This is a genomic window from Paraburkholderia sp., from assembly GCF_049581445.1.
GTDB lineage: Bacteria > Pseudomonadota > Gammaproteobacteria > Burkholderiales > Burkholderiaceae > Paraburkholderia.
Genome location: NZ_JBAURZ010000257.1, coordinates 1 through 21,041, shown reverse-complemented (window position 1 = coordinate 21,041; position 21,041 = coordinate 1). Strand labels below are relative to the sequence as shown.

Below are 21,041 nucleotides of genomic sequence, written 5' to 3'. Positions count from 1 at the left end.
CAAACCTTCCTCTAATACTGTGTGAGACTTGATACTTTCGCTTTTGCAGCAAACCCCGAAGAGTTCACCGCACGCGTCTCGCATCAAGCGCCCACACTTATCGGCTGTTAATTTTTAAAGATCGCATTCGCATTCACTACCAAAACCGCGCCTCACTTCAACCACCCGGCACCGCTTCGTTCTGCGTCGCTGCATCAGCAGCAGAGAAACGAGATTATGAAGAATCTTTTTCGTTTCGTCAACTACATTTTTTCGCTTTCGCTTAAAACCTTGTTGACGCTACGGCCGCTGGTTTCGGCAGCGGCACTCGTTCGCAAACGAGGAGGCGAATAGTAGGCCAACATCGGCCATATGACAAGGGTTTGACGGAAATGTTTTTTTGGCGAGTCACTTTCGCGTCGAATTCACTACAGCCTCCAGCGGAATCGCGTCCGCCATTGCGGCATAGCCGGCGTCGCTGGGATGGATATGGTCGCCGCTGTCATAGGTGCACCGCAGGTGGTCGGGTTGCGCAGGGTCTCGCAGCGCCGCATCGAAATCTGCCACACCATCGAGCGCCTTGCTGGTCCTGACCCACTGATTGACAGCGAGGCGAATGCTCTCACGCTGCGGCGGAAGCGCAGCCGGCGTAAGTGTCGCCCCAAAGACCCGCACGCCATGACGATGTGCGTCAGCGATCACACGCTCGTAACCGGCGACCAGATCTGCGGCCGTGACGGAAGTGTGCGGAAGATCGCAATCGAGCCCCGCACGTGCCGGGGTCGACGAGAAGTTGATGTCGTTAATCCCGATTAGCAGAATCGCAGTCTTGACCCCCGGGTGCTCAAGCACGTCGCGCCCGAAGCGTTTGGCGAGCGCGTCGCCATAGCACGGCGAGTCGTTGAGCAGGCGGTTGCCGCTAATACCCAGATTGACAACCGCAGTCGAGCCGTCCCCCGCTCGCACCAGCCTACGCGAGAACGCGTCCGGCCAGCGACGGTTCTCGTTCAGACTCGAACGCATCCCGTCGGTGATCGAATCGCCAATCGCCGCGACGGTCGCTGCCGACGGCACATCCACCGCCAGCCCCGTCACCCACGCGAACTGGGTGAAGCGCTGGCCGAACGTGCCGCTCAACGCATCGGATGCGTGGTTACCCGGCAGCGACACATAATTCACCTGATTCGATACGCGATGCCAAGCCACGAGCCTCTGTTCAGCCCCCATATATGAGCTGATGGCATAGGGCGCACCGGCGACGACATCGATTGCCACGGGGTCGCTGTCGAGTGCGCCACCCGGCGGCACAATGACCGATGCATTACCGTCGAAGGTGGCGCGAGCCCCGCCGTTACCCTGCACCGCCGCCCCGCCCGTGGATCGCGCAATACGCAGTTCCTGGATTACGAGCGGCGCATCGCCATATTCGTTGCTCACATGGAGTCGAACGGCACTGCCTGACAGTGTGGGATAGACAATCTGACGGACCGTCCGCCCCGCCACATTGGGGGCGCGGTACAGCGGCGGCAAATTCGGTTGCTGCGGGATCGGCTGCAGGGCGGTCGCCCAAGCCGTGACCCAGTGCCCCGGGGCACTCGCGGCGAGCGCCGCCGGCGAAACAGCAAATTGGGCCAGTAGTACGGTGCCGCATGTCGCGGCCAGAGTGCGAAGGGACATTCAGGTAAGGAGATAGAGCCAAAGCGCCCATTGTGCCCGATCGCCCACGGCGAGTGAGCCCGGGCATCCGGCATCCGGCATCCGGCATCCGGCATCCGGCATCCGGCATCCCAAAATCTTAGCTGACGCTCCTCGACGACCGCTCCTTCGAAAGCTCACCGAAACGTCAGCTGCTGCGCTCCGATCGTCCGCCCGCCGAAAGCTCACCGAAACATCAGTTGCTGCGCTCCGATTGCCCGCCCGCCGAAACCTCAGCCGGCGCGCCCCGAGGCCCGTTCTTTCGAAAGCTCAGCCGAAACTCGAGCCAATGCCTCAAAGATCCGTTACTCCGAAACCTCAGCAGGCACTCTCCGACGCCATATCCAGCGCCAGTGCCTGCGCCACCTCGATCCCGTCAATGGCCGCCGAGTAAATTCCGCCCGCGTAACCGGCCCCTTCACCCGCTGGATACAGCCCCTCGACGTTCATACTCTGGTAATTGTCCTTGCGGCGAACCCGAATCGGCGACGAGGTGCGCGTCTCCACGCCGGTCAGCACCGCGTCGTGCATGGCGAAACCGGCGATCTTCCGGTCCATTTGCGGCAATGCCTCGCGAATCGCTTCAATGACGTAATCCGGCAATGCGGTGCTGAGATCGGTCGGATGCACGCCCGGCTTGTAGGACGGCACGACGGAACCCAGCGAAGTTGACGGCCGCCCTGCGATGAAATCGCCAACCAACTGACCCGGCGCGCAATAGTTGCTGCCGCCCAGCTCAAAGGCACGTTCTTCCCATTTACGCTGGAACTCAATTCCGGCCAGCGGGCCGCCGGGATAGTCCTCCGGTGTAATGCCAACGACGATGCCCGCATTCGCGTTGCGCTCCGCACGCGAATACTGGCTCATGCCATTGGTCACGACGCGGCCCGGCTCCGAGGCCGCCGCGACAACCGTCCCGCCGGGACACATGCAGAAGCTGTACACCGCGCGTCCGTTACTGCTGTGATGCACCACCTTGTAGTCCGCCGCGCCGAGTTGCTTGTGGCCCGCGAATTTGCCGAAACGGCTGCGATCAATCAGGCCCTGCGGATGCTCGATGCGAAAACCGAGCGAAAACGGCTTCGCCTCAATATAGACGCCGCGTTTGTGCAGCATCTCGAACGTATCGCGCGCGCTGTGGCCAACGGCCAGCACGACGTGCTCGCAGGGCAGCGTCTCGCCATTCGACAGTCGCAGCGCGCGCACCTTGCCCTGTTCGATCTCGATATCCTCGACCCGTGTCTCGAAACGCACTTCGCCGCCGAGTTGGTGGATCGTGGCGCGCATTTTTTCCACCATGCTGACGAGGCGGAAGGTGCCGATGTGCGGCCGGCTCAAATATAGAATGTCCTCTGGCGCCCCGGCCTTGACGAACTCGTCGAGCACTTTGCGGCCGTAGTGGTGAGGATCCTTGATCTGGCTATAGAGCTTGCCATCGGAGAAGGTCCCTGCCCCACCTTCCCCAAACTGCACATTGGATTCGGGATTGAGCACGGACTGGCGCCACAGACCAAACGTATCTTTGGTGCGCTCGCGCACGGCTTTGCCGCGCTCGAGAATAATGGGGCGGAAGCCCATCTGCGCGAGAATCAGTCCGGCGAACAACCCGCAGGGCCCCATCCCAATGACAACCGGGCGCGGCGCCGTCATCCGCTCGGGGGCTTTGGTGACAAAGCGGTAAGTCATATCCGGCGTCACAGCGCAATGCGGCACCCCGCCGAATCGCTTCACGGCTGCCGCTTCGTCTTTGACTTCAACATCGACGATATAGGTGAGCTTGATGTCGGCGCGCTTGCGGGCGTCGTGCGCGCGGCGGAACACCCTGTAACGGATGAGCTCGTCGGCGGGCACGCCTAGCTCGGCAAGGCGCGACAGAATCGCGGCCTCGAGCGCGCTTTCGGGATGATCGAGCGGGAGTTTGACTTCGCTTAGACGTAACATGGGGACCAGGATGCAGGGGCCGCGGAATCGCAGCCAATCCGCAATTTTATAGGTTCTCCTGCAGGCCAGGGCGGCAACGTCCGAGATCGGGAATCATGCAGCGCCCATTTCACGTCAACATTCAGTGATCGGCAAAGCGTTTCTCACCGACCCGGCAGCACCATATAACCCTTGCGTTCCAAGGCCCGCCGGTGCCAGTCGTTCGCGCTCATCCCACAATAAATCGCGAACACGATACTCAGCACAAGGCTGATCAGGTCGGCGGTGATTCCAGCGAGTCCAATCAGGCCGAGCGCCAGATCCACGACTAGCATGAACAGGGCAACGCCCCACAGCCGCTTCATGAGCGCCCAGATGAAGCCCAGCAGCAAAGCCGGCCAACTGAACCCGACGCTCACCACCACCGTTTCGTCGCGGGTAGGATGCTGCAAATAAATCCGGTCCGTCATCGCTGCTCTTCCCTGTCCTGTTTAGATGCCGTGTCGCCGAGCCTGGCGCCGATAGCCAGCCTCCACCCTATCCTATGAGCGTACAAAGGCGGCAGACCTTACCCAAAAATCTCTCTCAAAAAAATCATTAACCGACCGGTCGGTTGGTTTATACTGCCGAACACAGACAACTTCGGACGAGAGTGTTCGCCATGTACACGCAATCCCTCGACATCCCCGGCAACGTCGCCCCGCTCGACGCGGCCGCCAGTTCGCCCGAGCAGTCGCGCTTTGACGCCATCATGGCCGCCGACGGCAAGGTCGAACCGCAGGACTGGATGCCCGACGCCTATCGAAAGACACTGGTGCGGCAGATTTCACAGCACGCGCACTCGGAAATCGTTGGCATGCTGCCTGAAGGCAACTGGATCAGCCGTGCACCCAGCCTCAAGCGCAAGGCGATCCTGCTCGCCAAAGTGCAGGACGAAGCCGGCCACGGTCTCTACCTATATAGCGCGGCGGAAACGCTCGCGGTTTCCCGCGATCAGTTAATCGCCGCCTTGCACTCCGGCAAAGCCAAGTATTCCAGCATCTTCAATTATCCGACGCCCACCTGGGCAGATGTCGGCGTGATTGGCTGGCTGGTCGACGGCGCGGCGATCATGAACCAGATCCCGCTGTGCCGCTGCACGTACGGGCCCTACGCGCGCGCCATGATCCGCATCTGCAAGGAAGAGTCTTTTCATCAGCGCCAGGGTTTCGACGCACTTCTATCCATGATGAGCGGCACCGAAGCGCAGCGCGAGATGGTCCAGCAGTCCGTGAACCGCTGGTGGTGGCCGGTGCTGATGATGTTCGGCCCGAGCGACAAGGATTCGATCCACAGTAGTCAATCGTCGCAATGGGGCATCAAGCGCATCTCCAATGACGATCTGCGCCAGAAGTTCGTCGACGCCACCGTCGACCAGGCCAAGGTACTCGGCGTCACGCTGCCGGATCCGGACCTGAAGTGGAACGAAGCGCGCGGCCACTACGACTATGGCGATATCGACTGGGAAGAGTTCTGGCGCGTCGTGAACGGCGACGGCCCTTGCAACCGCGAGCGCCTCGCCACCCGCGTCAAAGCCCACAACGACGGTGCGTGGGTGCGTGAAGCCGCCCTCGCCCACGCGGAAAAACAACGCCAGCGCGCCCAGCAACACGCCGCGTAAGTCGCGCAACGATCAATCGAAGCGGTTGCCGGTTTATCAAGCCGGTAGAGCAGGATTCAGGAGATTCGACAATGGACAAGTCAATGAACAAGGAATGGCCGATCTGGGAAGTGTTCGTGCGCAGCAAACAGGGGCTCGACCACAAGCATTGCGGCAGCCTGCACGCTGCGGACGCCCCGATGGCACTGCGGATGGCGCGCGACGTCTACACGCGTCGCCAGGAAGGCGTGAGCATCTGGGTGGTGCCGTCCTCCGCGATTACCGCGTCCGATCCGGCCGATAAGGAAGAGTTGTTCGAACCCGCTGGCGACAAGATCTACCGCCATCCGACGTTCTACACGCTCCCCGACGAAGTCAACCACATGTAAGCGCGTCATGGACATCACACCCCAACACCTGTCTTACGTGCTACGCCTCGCGGACACCGCGCTGATCCTCGGTCAGCGCAATGCCGAGTGGTGTGGCCACGGCCCGATCCTCGAAGAGGACATCGCGCTCGCCAACATGAGTCTGGATCTGATCGGCCAGGCGCGGCTGCTATACACCCATGCCGCCACGCTGGAACACTCGCTCGCCGGCGTGCAGCGGACCGAGGATGACTACGCCTATTTCCGCACCGAGCGCGAATTTGCCAACTACACGCTGGTCGAACTGCCGCACTACGGGCCGCTCGCCGGCACAGCGCACGCAGATAAGGACTACGCCGTCACGATTGTGCGTAACTTCCTTTATTCGACGCTGATGGCGCACCTCTGGACCGCGCTGACGGCGTCAGCCGACGAGCAACTTGCCGCAATTGCCGCGAAATCCATCAAGGAAGTCCGCTATCACGTCCATCACGCGAGCGAATGGCTGATCCGTCTGGGCGACGGCACGGATGAATCCCATCGCCGCGCGCAGAACGCGCTTGACTATCTGATGCCGTACACGCGTGAGTTCTTCAGCACCGACGCAGTGGAAGACAGCATTGCGGCGGCCGGTGTTGGCCCGAAAACCGTCGATCTGGAAAACGCGTGGCTGGAACATATCCGCGCCACGCTTGCAGAAGCAACACTCACCCTGCCCGAGCCCGTCAAGCACATCACCACCGGCAAGCACGGCGAACACTCGGAGCACATGGGCTACGTGCTCGCAGAAATGCAGAGCCTCGCGCGGCAACATCCCGGCGCAAGCTGGTAGGCCTATCCGGAGCATGACGATGACCTCGACCGCGACCCTCTGCGCCCCGCTGGACCCCACCCTGGAACGAGCGTGGACGGTGCTTGAAACCGTCCCCGATCCGGAAATCCCGGTAGTATCGATTCGCGAACTCGGGATTCTGCGCGACGTGCGCCGAGCCGTAGATGGCGTCCTCGAAGTCGTGATCACGCCGACCTACTCCGGCTGTCCGGCGATGTCGCAGATTGCTGAAGACGTTGCGCACGCACTGGATGTCGCAAAACTCGCACCGTACCGGATCCAGACCGTACTGGCCCCCGCCTGGACGACCGACTGGATGACCGCCGACGCCCGCGACAAGCTGCGAGCCTACGGCATTGCGCCTCCCACCGGCCACTGCGCGACCGACACGCCGCACGAGAAAGTGGTGCGCTTCGTCCCTCGCGCGTTACCCGCGCCCGCTTGCCCGCGCTGTGGATCCGTGCACACCGAGCGCCTCGCGCAGTTCGGCTCGACCGCCTGCAAGGCGCTCTACCGCTGCATCGATTGCCGCGAACCATTCGACTATTTCAAACCCTACTGATATGGCCACTCCGCAATTTCATCCGTTGCGCATCCGTGAAGTGCGGCCCGAAACCGCCGACGCGGTCTCCGTCGCCTTCGAAGTCCCCGTCGAATTGCGCGAGCATTTTCGATTCACGCAAGGTCAGTTCGTCACGCTGAAGACGCACATCGACGGTGAGGAAACGCGCCGGTCCTATTCGATCTGCGTCGGCGTCACCGACTACGACCGCGACGGTGAACTGCGGATCGGCATCAAGCGCGTGCGGGGCGGCCGCTTTTCCAATTTCGCCTTCGACACTCTGCAGCCCGGCCACACCATCGACGTGATGACGCCCGACGGGCGCTTCTTCACGCATCTGAACGCGGATCAAGGGCAGCAGTACATCGCGTTTTCCGGCGGGTCGGGCATCACACCCGTGCTCGCAATCATCAAGACGACGCTCGAAGTCGAGCCGCGTAGCTCGTTCACGCTGGTCTACGGCAACCGCAGCGTCGACCAGATCATGTTCGCAGAGGAACTCGAGGACCTCAAGAACCGCTTCATGAACCGCTTCGTGCTGTATCACGTGCTGTCGGATGATCTGCAGGACGTCGAGTTGTTCAACGGCGTGCTCGATCAGCAAAAGTGCGCGGCATTTATTGAGCATCTTCTGCCGGCAGAAAGCATCGACGAAGCATTCATCTGCGGGCCCGCGCCGATGATGGACGCAGCCGAGGCTGCCCTGAAGGCGGCAGGCGTATCGAGCGAAAAGGTCCACGTCGAACGTTTCGGCTCGCCGTTGCCGCAAGCGGGTGTGCCCGCGGTCGAGATCACCGAAAACACACCGGCGGCGGACCTCGAAATCGTCCTCGACGGCAAGAGGCGCAAGTTGCGCCTGCCTTACCAGGGCGTCAGCGTGCTAGACGTCGGGTTGCGGGCTGGCCTTGCACTTCCCTACGCCTGCAAGGGCGGCGTGTGCTGCACCTGCCGCGCCAAGGTGCTTGAAGGCGAGGTGAAGATGGAAAAGAACTACACACTGGAAGAACACGAAATCCGCGACGGCTTCGTGCTCACGTGCCAGTGCCATCCGGTGAGCGATCGGGTCGTGGTCAGCTACGACGAGCGCTAAGCTGCGCGCGGGCATCGATCTTCGAGAATCGACGCCTCCGCGCTTTCGGCGCACACGCGATCCGCTTACACTAGGGGCCGCTCGGGATCGGGACATCGTGCCGGTCAACGAGCGGCCCTTTTTGTCACTGATTTGCCTACGAACTGCTGATGAGCACGATCCACCTCACAAACGGCGATGTCGCCGCCACCTCGCTGCGAGCCGCCCTGCAACTGGCCGGCCGCGACGACGTCGTGCAACCGTTGCGCGATGACCTGGCGGTCGGACCATTGCGCGGCATCGACGATACGCCTGAGGTGCGCGCGGATTTCTGGCAACGCGTGACCGACGATACGCGCCGCGACGGCGCCCGTCCGGTCGATAACCGGCGCGACTTCCTCAGCGAGGTCCGTGAACAGGCTGCGGTGCTTGAAAAAATCGTCGCCGCCGATTCCTACGATTCGCAGGTCGTCGTATGGCACGGCGAAAGCGCCGCCGATCAACTGACCTTGCGCCGCGTCAGCTATCACTTGCGCAACAGCCCGCAACGGCTCAATGAAGTGCGTCTTTCGATCAGCGATCTTACCGATCCCGGCGCATGGGCTCACAGCCGCGCGGACCGCGCCACTTCCGTGGGCATGTTTGCGCCCGAGGCGTTGCTGAAGCGGCTGTCAGATGTCGCGCCTATCTCGGTGTTACGCATCAGCCGGCTCGCGCTCGAATGGCAGGAGGCCAAGCAGGCGAACGGCGAAACCCGCCGGTGGCGCGATAACACCTTCACGAGCGGCACCTTCAGCGAACTCGACGCCTTCATCCTCGAGCATGCGAGTGACACGTGGCAGCCCGCGTCCCAGATCGGCGCCCAACTGATGGTGAGTCAACTGGGATTTCTGGTCAGCGATAGCATCGTACTCTGGCGTTTTCGCGAACTGGCTGCGAGCGGCCACGTCAGCCTGCGCGGCGACACGTCAGGGTGGCGCGCGCTGGAACTGCGGGCCGCCGTCTCAACCTGCACCAGCTAACCATTAGAAGAACATGGCCCGTACCCGAGCCCCCGATCACGAAACCCAACGCGACCAGATCCTCGAGCTGGCTGCGGCAAAATTCGCGCAGACCAGCTATCCGAGCACCTCGATGGCCGATCTGGCGGCTGCCAGCGGCACGTCCAAAGCTCGCCTCTACCACTACTACGAAAGCAAGGAAGCGATTCTGTTCGACCTGCTCGACCGCTACACGAAGCGGCTGATGCTGATCATCGCGGAAGTGGAAGGCGCCAGCCAGCGGCGCGGCCTAAGCGAACGCGAAACCTTCGCCGAGCTGATCCGAGCCTTCCTGTCCGAATATGAAACCTCGCACAGCCGCCACGTCGCGCTGCTCAACGACGTCAAGTATCTGGTCGATGCCCAACGTGAAATCGTCCTGAATCGGCAGCGTGACGTGGTGGCGGCGTTTGCCCGTCAGCTGACGCGCGCCTATCCGGATCGCGCGACCCGCGAGAATCAGACCGCGCTGACGATGATGGTGTTTGGGATGATCAACTGGACCTTTACATGGCTAAAGCCCGGGGGCCGGATGGGGTATCGGGAATTCGCCGAGCAGGTGGTCGGAATGGTCGATCACGGACTGGGCGCTGCGGAATAGCAGCTCATATTGCAAAGCAACATACTCCTACGAGAGCGATTTTCGCCCAAGCATCAATCCGAGCGCGCCGCCGCGCTCAAAAATTCACTATATAAATCAAAAATATAAAAATAGGTTCGCATTAGAATAGAGTTCATCGTCGAATCGATATACGGGTTTTCCCTAGTTATGGGATAGCGGTCCTGATAGAATTCGTCTTGCGGTGCATCATGCCGCGCGACTAATAGGAGAACCCACTCATGACCATGTCCACCACACACGCCGCTGAGCCGATCATCGCATCCGATCGCCTGGTCTCGGCTACCGGTAGCGCGCATGCTCTGGTGCGGGAACTGACTGCCATCGACCGGGAGCGCCTTCAGGCGCACTTTCTGGCGCTGGCTGAAGATGACCGCCTCCTGCGGTTCGGCCAGATCGTGCCTGACCACGTCATTGAAAACTACGTTCGCTCCATCGACTTCAGCCGCGACACCGTCTTCGGTGTGTTCAATAACCAGTTGCAACTGGTTGGTGTTGGTCACCTCGCGTATCTGACTGCGGAAGGTGACAAGCGCACTGCGGAGTTTGGCGTCTCGGTGCTGGAAAACGCACGCGGCCAGGGTATCGGCAGCAAGCTGTTCGAGCGGGCCGCCATGCGCAGCCGCAACACGCACGTCACGATGCTCTACATCCACTGCCTGTCGCGCAACTCCACGATGATGCACATCGCGAAGAAGGCAGGTATGAAGATCGAGTACGCGTACGGCGAAGCCGACGCCTATCTCACCCTGCCGCCGGCGGATCAATCGAGCATCATCGCCGAAATGCTGCAGGAGCAAGCCGCCGTGTTCGACTACGCGTTGAAGCGTCAGGCACGCCAGGCGTCGAAGATTTTCGAATCCTTTTTGCCGGCTGCTGCGGCAGCTTAAACGGCAACTTGCTTCAGACAAAGCAAAAGGGCGGCTAAAAGCCGCCCTTTTGCTTTTGGCGTATCCACCACGACCATTCTGCCGCGAGCACGGTTCAGCGTATCGGTAGCGCGGTCGTCTCTTTGATCGTATCGAGAGAGAAGCTCGACTTCACGTCGATCACCGATGGATGGTGCAGCAACTGATCCTGCACGAAGCGCGAAAAGTGCCCCATGTCCTCCACCTGTACGCGCAACAGAAAATCCATGTCGCCTGTCATGGCGTGGCAGGCCACCACTTCCGGCCAGGCCTGCACCGCCGCACGGAACAGCTCCGCATGCGTCGCCCCGGCACGGGCCGGCGTGCTCTCCCCATGCGGACCGAGTGTCGGTCCACCGCGTTTTTCAAGCCGCACATTCACGTACGCGAGCAAATCAAGCCCTAGCCGCTGCGCATCCAGCAAAGCGACGTAGCCGCGAATCACGCCGCTTTCTTCAAGCCGTCGAATGCGCCGCAGACACGGACTCGGTGACAGGTTCACGCGCTCCGCGATCTCCTGATTCGACAAGCGGCCGTTCTCCTGCAGGATGGCCAGGATTCGCCGGTCAATCACATCCATCTCAATACTCGCCATCTTTTGCCGCCAATCTGAGTTTTAGAGCTATTAATTAGCTCGATCGTACTTATCCACGATTAAATTCGCAAGTTTTCGTCGCGTGTGCGCCTATACACTGGCGTCATTCCACTGCGCCAATGCGCGCCCCCGCAATCAGGAGACAGACATGCAGGTTCAAACTTGGGAGAACCCCGTTGGCACCGACGGTTTCGAGTTCATCGAATACACCGCACCGGACCCGAAGGCTCTCGGCAAGCTGTTCGAACAGATGGGTTTCACCGCAATTGCACGCCATCGCCATAAGGATGTGACGCTGTATCGCCAGGGCGAGATCAACTTCATCATCAACGCAGAACCCGACTCGTTCGCGCAACGCTTTACGCGTCTGCATGGCCCATCGATCTGCGCGATCGCTTTTCGCGTTCAGGATGCTGCCAAGGCGTATCAGCAGGCGTTGGAAAAAGGCGCCTGGGGCTTCGACAACAAGACCGGCCCCATGGAATTGAACATTCCCGCGATCAAAGGCGTCGGCGATTCCCTGATCTATTTCGTCGACCGCTGGCGCGGCAAGAATGGCGTGGAGCCGAACAGCATTGGCGACATCGGCATTTACGACGTGGACTTCGTGCCCATCCCCGGCGCCAATCCGAACCCGGTCGGCCACGGTCTCACCTATATCGATCACCTGACGCACAACGTCCACCGCGGCCGCATGCAGGAATGGGCGGAGTTCTACGAGCGCCTCTTTAACTTCCGCGAAGTGCGTTATTTCGATATCGAAGGCAAGGTGACGGGCGTGAAGTCCAAGGCAATGAGCTCGCCGTGCGGCAAGATCCGCATTCCGATTAACGAGGAAGGGTCGGAGACCGCCGGACAGATTCAGGAGTATCTCGACGCGTATCACGGCGAAGGCATCCAGCACATCGCGCTCGGCAGCAGCGACATCTACAGCACGGTCGACGGCCTGCGCGAATCGAAAATCTCGCTGCTCGATACGATCGACACCTACTATGAACTGGTCGATCGCCGCGTGCCGAACCACGGCGAACCGCTCGCCGAACTACGCAAGCGCAAGATCCTGATCGACGGTGCGCCCGACGATCTGCTGCTGCAGATCTTCACCGAAAACCAGATTGGCCCGATCTTCTTCGAGATCATTCAGCGCAAGGGGAATCAGGGGTTTGGCGAAGGTAACTTCAAGGCGCTGTTCGAATCGATCGAACTGGATCAGATCCGCCGCGGAGTGGTGCAGGACAAGGTGTAAGCAGTTCCTGGGAGCGGCGACGAATCGCCAAAAGAAAAGGGCGGGGATCGGAAGATCCTCGCCCTTTTTGCTCACCTTGATTGCTTGGGTCACCGCTCAGACAGGAGCAATGACGCGAAATGGATAGAAGCGAAAATAAACGCGCCGCAGCGACGGCGCATCAGCGGATACCTCAAGACCGCCGTTCGTCCTCTTCAGCCTCACCAGCGGATGCGCCACGCGCCGAGGCGAGTCGCGCCGGCGAAATTTGCACCGAGTGTGCGACCGCATTAGCCAGCGTCCCCGCGCTGCCCGAACGGACCGGTGCGCTCATGGCGAAAAATGCGGCCGAGACCATCAGGAAGGTCTGGATATTTCTTGTGTTCATGCGTACTCCTTTTCTGACTGCCTGTTGTCGTGAAGCTCCGCCAACTTGCGAAGCGTTGCGCAGACATTGCACAGGTGGCTGGTTAGACAGGAGTTTAAAGAGCGGTTCCCCGGTTTTGAAGCTTTTACAGCTTGTTACACGAGACCTTGGAAAAGTATTCAATTCTCGTTGATCCTGACATCAGGGTTTCATAACCGCTGCGTAACCCGTGTCGCGTAACCGCATTTTTAATGCCATGCGGCGGGTTTCTCCCAGTGCTACCATCACTTAAAACACGTCAATATGTCGACCCCGGCCAGAGCATTCACAAGATGTCGAGGCCAGCAGATTTTGGCGATCCCGATCCGGGTGGAGGAGTACACATAATGAATGCCCCGCTAGACGCTGGTCAGCGAGCCTCGCTCGAAGCCGCGCTATCTTCCGTCACTCTCGACGACAAATACACCCTCGAACGCGGCCGCGCTTATATGAGCGGCATCCAGGCGCTGGTGCGTCTGCCGATGCTGCAGCAGGAGCGTGACAAGGCTGCAGGACTCAATACCGCCGGTTTCATATCAGGCTATCGCGGCTCGCCGCTCGGCGGACTTGACCAGTCGCTGTGGAAGGCGAAACAGCATCTCGCCGCACACCAGGTCGTGTTCCAGCCGGGCGTCAACGAGGACCTCGCGGCAACCGCCGTATGGGGCTCGCAGCAGGTCAATCTGTATCCGAACGCCAAATTCGATGGCGTGTTCTCGATGTGGTACGGCAAGGGCCCCGGCGTCGACCGCTCCGGTGACGTCTTCAAGCACGGCAACTCAGCGGGTTCGTCGCAGCATGGCGGCGTGCTCGTACTGGCCGGCGACGATCATGCGGCCAAGTCGTCGACGCTCGCCCATCAGTCCGAGCACATGTTCAAGGCGTGCGGCCTGCCGGTGCTGTTCCCGTCCAACGTGCAGGAATATCTCGACTTCGGCCTGCACGGCTGGGCTATGAGCCGTTATTCGGGTCTCTGGGTGGCGATGAAGTGCGTGACCGACGTAGTCGAATCGTCGGCCTCGGTGGATATCGATCCGCACCGCACCCAGATCATCCTGCCGGAAGACTTCGGGATGCCCGAGGGGGGGCTCAATATCCGCTGGCCCGATCCGCCGCTGGTTCAGGAAGCGCGTCTGCTCGACTACAAGTGGTACGCCGCGCTCGCCTACGTGCGCGCGAACAAGCTGGACCGTGTTGAGATCGACGCGCCACATGCGCGCTTTGGCATCATGACCGGCGGCAAAGCTTATCTCGACGTGCGCCAGGCGCTCACCGACCTCGGCCTCGATGACGAAACCTGTTCACGCATTGGCATCCGCCTCTACAAGGTGGGCTGTGTCTGGCCGCTGGAAGCACAAGGCGCGCAAGCCTTCGCTCGCGGCCTGGAAGAAATTCTGGTGGTCGAGGAAAAGCGTCAGATTCTCGAATACGCCATCAAGGAAGAGCTGTACAACTGGCCGGACGCACAGCGTCCGCGTGTGTTCGGCAAGTTCGACGAGAAGGATGGCGCAGGCGGCGAGTGGTCCGTGCCGATGGGCAACTGGCTGCTGCCCGCACACTATGAACTGTCGCCGGCGATTATCGCCAAGGCCATCGCCACACGTCTCGACAAGTTCGATCTGCCGTCCGATGTGCGCGCTCGTATTGCCACGCGCATCGCCGTGATCGAAGCGAAGGAACGCGCCCTCGCCCGGCCGCGTGTCGAAGTGGAGCGCAAGCCGTGGTTCTGCTCCGGCTGCCCGCACAACACGTCGACCAATGTGCCGGAAGGCTCACGTGCGATGGCTGGGATCGGCTGTCACTACATGACCGTGTGGATGGACCGCAGCACCAGCACCTTCAGCCAGATGGGCGGCGAAGGCGTCGCGTGGATCGGCCAGGCGCCGTTCACCAACGACAAGCATGTGTTCGCGAACCTCGGTGACGGCACCTACTTCCATTCGGGGCTGCTGGCGATTCGCGCGGCGATCGCGTCGAAGGCCAACATCACCTACAAGATTCTCTACAACGACGCAGTCGCGATGACCGGCGGCCAGCCGGTGGACGGCGTGCTGACCGTGCCGCAAATCACGCATCAACTGGCGGCCGAAGGCGCGACGAAAATCGTGATCGTCACCGACGAGCCGGAGAAGTACAACGGCAGCGTCGGCCTCGCGCCTGGCATCGATATCTTCCATCGCGACCAGCTCGATGACGTACAGCGCACCCTGCGCGAAGTCAGCGGCACGACGATCCTGATCTACGATCAAACCTGCGCGACTGAGAAGCGCCGCCGCCGCAAACGCGGCACCTATCCCGACCCGGCGCGCCGTGTTGTCATCAACGAAGCCGTCTGCGAAGGTTGCGGCGACTGCTCGGTGAAGTCGAACTGTCTGTCGGTCGAGCCGCTAGATACCGAGTACGGCACCAAGCGGCAGATCAACCAATCCACCTGCAACAAGGACTTTTCGTGCGCGAACGGCTTCTGCCCGAGTTTCGTCTCGGTGGAAGGCGGTCAGTTGCGCAAGCCGAAGGCATCATCCGGCGTGACGGGCGACGCCATGCCACCGGTGCCGCAACCCGAGTTGCCGTCGATTGAGCGGCCCTACGGCGTCCTCGTGACTGGCGTGGGCGGCACGGGTGTGGTGACGATCGGCGCGCTGCTCGGTATGGCTGCTCACCTTGAGAGCAAGGGCGTGACGGTGCTGGACGTGACCGGCCTTGCGCAAAAGGGCGGCGCGGTGATGAGCCACGTGCAGATCTCGAATCAGCCCGCTGACATCCACGCCACGCGTATCGCCATGGGTGAAGCGCGCCTCGTGATCGGCTGCGACGCCATTGTCACGGCGAGCGATGAATGCGTTTCGCGGATGCAGGTGGGACGCACGCACGTCGTGCTGAACAGTGCACGCACCCCGACTGCCGCGTTCATCAAGAACCCGAACTGGCAATTCCCCGGCGCCGATGCGGAAGCAGACGTCCGCACGGGTGCCGGTGACGCGGGAGTCGATGCCATCGATGCCAACCATTTCGCGGTCGCGTTGCTCGGCGATGCGATTTACACGAACCCGTTCGTGCTTGGGTACGCATGGCAGAAGGGTTGGGTCCCGTTGACGTATGAATCGCTGATGCGTGCGATTGAATTGAACGCCGTGCAAGTCGAGAAGAACCGTGCAGCGTTCGAATGGGGCCGCCGCGCGGCACACGATCTCGCAGCAGTACGCAAGCTCGCGCAGTCACAGGGCCACGCCGCCACCGCCGAAACCGCCAGCAGCAAGATCATTTCGCTGCACACGCCGAAGGCGCTCGACACGCTGATCGACAAGCGCGCCGAGTATCTGACCGCGTGGCAAAACGCTGCTTATGCGGATCGCTACCGCGCGGTCGTGGCACAGGTGCGCGCGGCCGAATCGGCGCTCGATTCGGCAGACGGCCAATTGCCGTTGACCGAAGCCGTCGCGAAGAATCTGCACAAGCTGATGGCCTACAAGGACGAGTACGAAGTCGCACGCCTGTACGCGGACCCGGCGTTCATGGAAAAGCTGAAGGCGAGCTTCGAGGGAGACTGGAAGGTCAACATCCACCTCGCACCGCCGGCCTTCTCGAAGAAGGATGCGCACGGCCATCTGATCAAGAAGAAGTACGGCCCGTGGATCCTCAGCGCGATGCGCATGCTGGCAAAGTTCAAGTTCGTGCGTGGCACGGCGTTCGATGTGTTCGGCAAGACAGAAGAACGTCGCACCGAGCGGGCGCTGATCGGCGAGTATGAAGCGCTGGTGCGCGAACTGATCGGCGGCCTGAGCGCGCAAAAGCACGCACTGGCGGTTGAACTGGCGAATCTGCCGGATGGCATCCGCGGTTACGGTCACGTGAAGGAAAACAACCTGAAGGGCGTGCGCGTCAAATGGCAGGACTTGCTGGCTCGCTGGCGGTCGCCGGAAGGCAGTCAAACGCAGCATGCCGCGTAACAGCATTGAGGCTCGCGCGGCCGGCGCGGCGATTCGCCATCGTCTGGACTCACGGTGAGTTGAGAGTCCGAAAGCGCTGCTGAAATGTAAAAGGCGGCTGTCCGCGAGGGCAGCCGCCTTTTTTTGCCTGTCGCCCACGCACAAAAAAACGCCACGGAATCCAACTCCGTGGCGTTTCAGTTTTCAGCTAAGCAAGCGCCACAACCACGGCGCAGCATCAAGCGTAGCCGTTACTGTGCGTTCGTCCGAACCCGAGCGTTCGCCGAAGCAACAGCCGTCATGTTGATAATCCGGCGCACGGTCGCTGCCTGCGTCAGAATGTGCACCGGCTTCTCCGTGCCCAGCAGGAACGGCCCCACCGTCACGCCTTCGCCACCGATCATCTTCAGCAGGTTATACGTGATGTTGGCCGCTTCCACGTTCGGCATGATCAGCAGATTCGCTTCGCCCGAAAGCGTCGTGCCCGGCAATGCAGCCTTGCGCACGACTTCCGACAGCGCGGCGTCGCCGTGCATTTCACCGTCAATCTCAAGGCCCGGCTCGCGTTGCGCGATCAGCTTGCGCGCCGCAGCCATGCGTTGCGACGAAGCCGAAGGCACGCTGCCAAAGTTCGAGTTCGACAGCAACGCGACCTTCGGCACAATACCGAACTTCTCGATCTCACGCGCAGCCAGCACCGTCATGTCGGCGAGTTGTTCAGCGCTCGGCAGTTCGTTCACGTAGGTATCGCAGATAAACAGATTGCGGCCCGGCAGCATCAGCAGATTCATCGCCGCGAGGGTTTCAACGTTCTCCGCTTTGCCCAGCACCTGTTCGATGAACTTTAAATGGCTCTGATACGTGTCGATCATGCCGCAGATCATGCCGTCCGCGTCGCCCAGACGCACAAGGATCGCACCGATCAGCGTGTTGAATTTGCGCATCGCGGCCTTCGCGACTTCCGGCGTGACACCCTCGCGCGCGCCGATCTCGTGATACTCCTGCCAGCACTTCTGATAGCGCGGGTCGTCTTCCGGGTTGACGATCTCGAAGTCATCGCCGCACTTGAGCTTCGAGCCCATCTTCTTCAGCCGCATTTCGATCACCGCCGGACGGCCGATGAGGATCGGCCTGGCAATTTTCTCCAGCAGCACGAACTGCGCGGCACGCAGCACGCGCTCGTCTTCACCTTCGGCAAACACGATCCGCGCTGGGGCCGACCTGGCTGCGGCGAACACCGGACGCATCACCATGCCGGTACGGTAGACCGTGGTGGTGAGTTCTTCGCGATACGCGTCCATGTCCTTGATCGGACGAGTGGCGACGCCTGAATCCATCGCGGCTTGCGCGACGGCCGGCGCGATCTTGATGATCAGGCGCGGATCGAAGGGCTTCGGAATCAGATACTCAGGACCGAACTCGAGCGTGTGGCCTTCATAGGCCTTCGCCACCTCATCACCCTGGTCGGTTTCTTCGGCCAGTTCGGCGATGGCACGCACGCAGGCGAGCTTCATCTCCTCCGTGATCGTCGTTGCGCCCACATCAAGCGCGCCGCGGAAGATGAACGGAAAGCACAGCACGTTGTTGACCTGATTCGGATAGTCCGAACGGCCCGTGGCGATGATCGCGTCCGGGCGCACCTTCTTCGCCTCTTCCGGACGGATTTCCGGATCGGGATTGGCCAGCGCGAGAATCAGCGGCTGGGTGCCCATTTCCACGACCATTTCCGGCTTCAGCACGCCCGCGCTCGAGCAGCCGAGGAACACGTCGGCGCCGCGAATGGCGTCGCCGAGCGAACGCGCATCGGTGTTCGCCGCGTAACGTTCCTTCGACGGGTCCAGGTTGCCGCGACCTTCGTAGATCACGCCCTTCGAGTCGGTGACGAGCACGTTCTTCTTGGACAGGCCAAGGTTCACCAGCAGGTCCAGACAGGCAATCGCCGCTGCGCCCGCACCCGAGCACACCAGCTTCACTTCGTCGAGCTTCTTGCCGACCACCTTCAGGCCGTTCAGGATTGCCGCCGAGGCAATGATCGCGGTGCCGTGCTGGTCATCGTGGAAGACCGGAATCTTCATGCGCTCGCGCAGCTTCTTCTCGATGTAGAAGCACTCAGGCGCCTTGATGTCTTCCAGGTTGATGCCGCCGAGCGTGGGCTCGAGCATCGCGATCGCTTCGACCAGTTTGTCCGGATCGGTCTCGGCGAGTTCGATGTCGAACACATCAATGCCGGCGAACTTCTTGAAGAGACAGCCCTTGCCTTCCATCACCGGCTTGGCGGCGAGCGGCCCGATGTTGCCGAGACCGAGCACTGCCGTGCCGTTGGTGACCACGCCGACGAGGTTGCCGCGCGAGGTGTATTTCTGCGCGTCGAGCGGTTCCTCGAAGATGGCCATACAGGCCGCCGCGACGCCTGGCGAGTACGCAAGCGAAAGGTCGAGCTGGTTCGAGAGCGGCTTGGTCGGCGTGACCGAAATCTTGCCGGGCTTCGGATTCTGGTGATACGCGAGAGCGCTTTGCTTCAGTTGTTCGTCCATTTTTTGGCCTGCGAGACGTGAGTAATTGGGCCCGGCTCAATGCATCGTATGCGTCGCTTACATGGACCGAATGGGTAATCGATTGCAGCGGTACTCGCCTGCGCCGGTTAGGCGCGGCGTCGAACCTGAGCGGTTGGCAAGACGATGCGGAGCTTTCGCGGGGAAATTAGTGTACACCCCGCGAGCGTCATTTCCAGCAGGCTTTAGCGCTGCTAACCACTGGCGAAACAAAGACTTGATCTCACGTCGCGGCCTGCTCCGGGATGCTGCGTTGCGGCATTCCAGAGAGCGGCCTCAGAGGACTTCGCGAGGAAGAAAGTGGGTCAGTCGAGGGCGGCGCCGCGTCGTTCGGGAATCAGGAACAGGGTCGCCAGAATGTCGAGCAGATAGATGGACGCGAGCAGTGCGAGAGCCGAGCCGAATGAAAACCGCGCAGCCAGCGCGCCAACCACGACCGGCCCAAAACCGCCCACGGCTCGCCCGATGTTGAACAGCACATTCTGCGCAGTCGCACGCGCTTGTGTGGGATACAGCTCGGAAATCAGCGCGCCGTAGCCGCCAATCATGCCATTGACGAACACGCCCATCACCGCCCCGCCGATCAGAAGTGCGAACGGTGAGCTTAGGTGCGCGTAGAGGAATACCATCACAACCGCGCCGACCTGATAGAAGACAAACGTCGGCTTGCGACCGAAGCGGTCAGCCGCGATGCCGAACAGCCAGATGCCGAGGCCCATGCCGAGAATCGTCGCGGAGGTCCACAAGCCGGACTTGGTCAACGAATAACCGAAGGTCTTCGACAGATAACTGGGCAGCCAGATCATCAGACCGTAGTAGCCAAAATTTTGCACTGAACAAAGAATCGCCACGCCGACACTCGCACGCGTGGTGCGGGCATCGGCGATCAACTGCCGCAGCGGCAGCTTGCGTGCCCCGTGGCGTTTGGCGTGTTCGGCCTGCTCGACGAAGAGCGCGGGTTCCTCGACGCGCCGTCGCACGATGAAGGACAACACTGCGGGCGCGAGTCCCAGCGCGAACATGCCGCGCCAGCCGATCAACGGCAACAGCAGCGGCGTCAGCAGGGCTGCGGCCAGCACGCCCAGTTGCCAGCCCAATCCGACATACGACGAGACGCGCGCCCGCTGCGATGCCGGCCACGCCTCCGCGACCAGCGTCATGCCGATACCGAACTCCCCGCCAAGCCCGAGGCCGGCGATGGTCCGGTAGGCGAGGAGATCCGCGTAGCCTTGCGCCAGCGCGCACAGGCCGGTGAAGACGGCGAAGATCAGAATGGTCCAGGTGAGCATCCGCACCCGGCCGAAATAGTCGCTCAATACGCCGAACAGAATGCCGCCCGCCACCGCCCCGATCAACGTCCACGTGACCAGCGACCCCGCCTGCGCGGACGACAGGTGCAGGTCGGCAGCGATCACCGGCAGCATGAAGCCGAGGATCAGCAGATCGAAGCCATCCATTGCGTAGCCGAGCACCGCGGCGAGCAGTGCGCGGGCAGCGTAGCCGCGTTGCGTCGAGGCGTGCGAGGGCGTGGAAGGAGAAGCGGGAATCATCGAAAGCATCCTGTCAGGCGCAGCCACGGTGTCGACATCGGCGCCGCGCCGCCCAGCCCTGAAAATCGCGTGAGTGTAATCGGCGTGCCGCCGGGCCACAAGCGAGCCAAAAAGCGGCGGCGGCTTGCCGCGGCCCAGCCGCAAGCAGTCGGCGGG

Annotated in this window: 17 protein-coding genes; 10 read left to right on the top strand and 7 right to left on the bottom strand. The window is 61.5% G+C overall.

Translation table 11 applies throughout. The annotated features are described in order from the left end of the window. Nucleotides 1-387 precede the first annotated feature (387 nt). The 3 genes from WCA85_RS21825 to WCA85_RS21815 all read right to left on the bottom strand — a co-directional run bounded on the left by WCA85_RS21825 (nucleotide 388) and on the right by WCA85_RS21815 (nucleotide 4,064). Nucleotides 388-1,656 carry an SGNH/GDSL hydrolase family protein gene (locus tag WCA85_RS21825; protein WP_424066951.1) on the bottom strand — a complete coding sequence of 423 codons (1,269 nt, stop codon included), beginning with the start codon at nucleotides 1,654-1,656 and terminating at the stop codon, nucleotides 388-390. Between the two features lie 336 nt (nucleotides 1,657-1,992). After that, nucleotides 1,993-3,615, bottom strand: coding sequence for an NAD(P)/FAD-dependent oxidoreductase (locus WCA85_RS21820; protein ID WP_424066950.1), 1,623 nt, complete (start codon nucleotides 3,613-3,615; stop codon nucleotides 1,993-1,995). Between the two features lie 143 nt (nucleotides 3,616-3,758). Further along, nucleotides 3,759-4,064, bottom strand: a complete 306-nt coding sequence (locus WCA85_RS21815) for a DUF2628 domain-containing protein (protein WP_424066949.1) — start codon at nucleotides 4,062-4,064, stop codon at nucleotides 3,759-3,761. Nucleotides 4,065-4,255: 191 nt separating this feature from the next. On the opposite strand from WCA85_RS21815, the gene paaA reads away from it, so the two are divergent. From paaA to WCA85_RS21775, 8 genes are all read left to right on the top strand, one after another. Further along, a complete protein-coding gene (paaA, locus tag WCA85_RS21810; RefSeq protein ID WP_424066948.1) occupies nucleotides 4,256-5,254 on the top strand; it encodes a 1,2-phenylacetyl-CoA epoxidase subunit PaaA in 999 nt (332 codons plus the stop codon). 71 nt (nucleotides 5,255-5,325) lie between these two features. Then, entirely contained in the window at nucleotides 5,326-5,622 is a 297-nt protein-coding gene (gene paaB, locus WCA85_RS21805; protein WP_424066947.1) for a 1,2-phenylacetyl-CoA epoxidase subunit PaaB, read from the top strand. A gap of 7 nt (nucleotides 5,623-5,629) precedes the next feature. Beyond that, the gene (gene paaC / locus WCA85_RS21800; RefSeq protein ID WP_424066946.1) at nucleotides 5,630-6,433 is read left to right on the top strand and encodes a 1,2-phenylacetyl-CoA epoxidase subunit PaaC; all 804 of its coding nucleotides are present in this window, start codon (nucleotides 5,630-5,632) and stop codon (nucleotides 6,431-6,433) included. A 13-nt stretch (nucleotides 6,434-6,446) separates the two neighbouring features. Beyond that, the gene (gene paaD / locus WCA85_RS21795; protein WP_424066945.1) at nucleotides 6,447-6,995 is read left to right on the top strand and encodes a 1,2-phenylacetyl-CoA epoxidase subunit PaaD; all 549 of its coding nucleotides are present in this window, start codon (nucleotides 6,447-6,449) and stop codon (nucleotides 6,993-6,995) included. Between the two features lies 1 nt (nucleotide 6,996). Beyond that, the gene (paaE, locus tag WCA85_RS21790; protein WP_424066944.1) at nucleotides 6,997-8,085 is read left to right on the top strand and encodes a 1,2-phenylacetyl-CoA epoxidase subunit PaaE; all 1,089 of its coding nucleotides are present in this window, start codon (nucleotides 6,997-6,999) and stop codon (nucleotides 8,083-8,085) included. Between the two features lie 149 nt (nucleotides 8,086-8,234). After that, nucleotides 8,235-9,086 carry a DUF1835 domain-containing protein gene (locus WCA85_RS21785; RefSeq protein ID WP_424066943.1) on the top strand — a complete coding sequence of 284 codons (852 nt, stop codon included), beginning with the start codon at nucleotides 8,235-8,237 and terminating at the stop codon, nucleotides 9,084-9,086. Nucleotides 9,087-9,099: 13 nt separating this feature from the next. Beyond that, entirely contained in the window at nucleotides 9,100-9,705 is a 606-nt protein-coding gene (locus WCA85_RS21780; RefSeq protein ID WP_424066942.1) for a TetR/AcrR family transcriptional regulator, read from the top strand. 239 nt (nucleotides 9,706-9,944) lie between these two features. After that, nucleotides 9,945-10,613, top strand: a complete 669-nt coding sequence (locus WCA85_RS21775; protein WP_424066941.1) for a GNAT family N-acetyltransferase — start codon at nucleotides 9,945-9,947, stop codon at nucleotides 10,611-10,613. 94 nt (nucleotides 10,614-10,707) lie between these two features. Here WCA85_RS21775 and WCA85_RS21770 read toward each other — a convergent pair whose 3' ends face one another. Continuing rightward, entirely contained in the window at nucleotides 10,708-11,226 is a 519-nt protein-coding gene (locus tag WCA85_RS21770) for an Lrp/AsnC family transcriptional regulator (protein WP_424066940.1), read from the bottom strand. Between the two features lie 148 nt (nucleotides 11,227-11,374). On the opposite strand from WCA85_RS21770, the gene hppD reads away from it, so the two are divergent. Continuing rightward, a complete protein-coding gene (hppD, locus tag WCA85_RS21765; RefSeq protein ID WP_424066939.1) occupies nucleotides 11,375-12,472 on the top strand; it encodes a 4-hydroxyphenylpyruvate dioxygenase in 1,098 nt (365 codons plus the stop codon). Between the two features lie 172 nt (nucleotides 12,473-12,644). Here hppD and WCA85_RS21760 read toward each other — a convergent pair whose 3' ends face one another. Further along, nucleotides 12,645-12,839, bottom strand: a complete 195-nt coding sequence (locus WCA85_RS21760) for a hypothetical protein (RefSeq protein WP_424066938.1) — start codon at nucleotides 12,837-12,839, stop codon at nucleotides 12,645-12,647. Nucleotides 12,840-13,204: 365 nt separating this feature from the next. On the opposite strand from WCA85_RS21760, the gene WCA85_RS21755 reads away from it, so the two are divergent. Next, nucleotides 13,205-16,804: an indolepyruvate ferredoxin oxidoreductase family protein gene (locus tag WCA85_RS21755; RefSeq protein ID WP_424066937.1), complete on the top strand. Its 3,600-nt coding sequence runs from the start codon at nucleotides 13,205-13,207 to the stop codon at nucleotides 16,802-16,804. Between the two features lie 230 nt (nucleotides 16,805-17,034). On the opposite strand, the gene WCA85_RS21750 is transcribed toward WCA85_RS21755, so the two are convergent. Together WCA85_RS21750 and WCA85_RS21745 are read right to left on the bottom strand one after the other, a co-directional pair. Next, the gene (locus WCA85_RS21750; protein WP_424066936.1) at nucleotides 17,035-19,317 is read right to left on the bottom strand and encodes an NADP-dependent malic enzyme; all 2,283 of its coding nucleotides are present in this window, start codon (nucleotides 19,315-19,317) and stop codon (nucleotides 17,035-17,037) included. 323 nt (nucleotides 19,318-19,640) lie between these two features. After that, a complete protein-coding gene (locus WCA85_RS21745; protein ID WP_424066952.1) occupies nucleotides 19,641-20,894 on the bottom strand; it encodes an MFS transporter in 1,254 nt (417 codons plus the stop codon). Nucleotides 20,895-21,041: the final 147 nt, after the last annotated feature.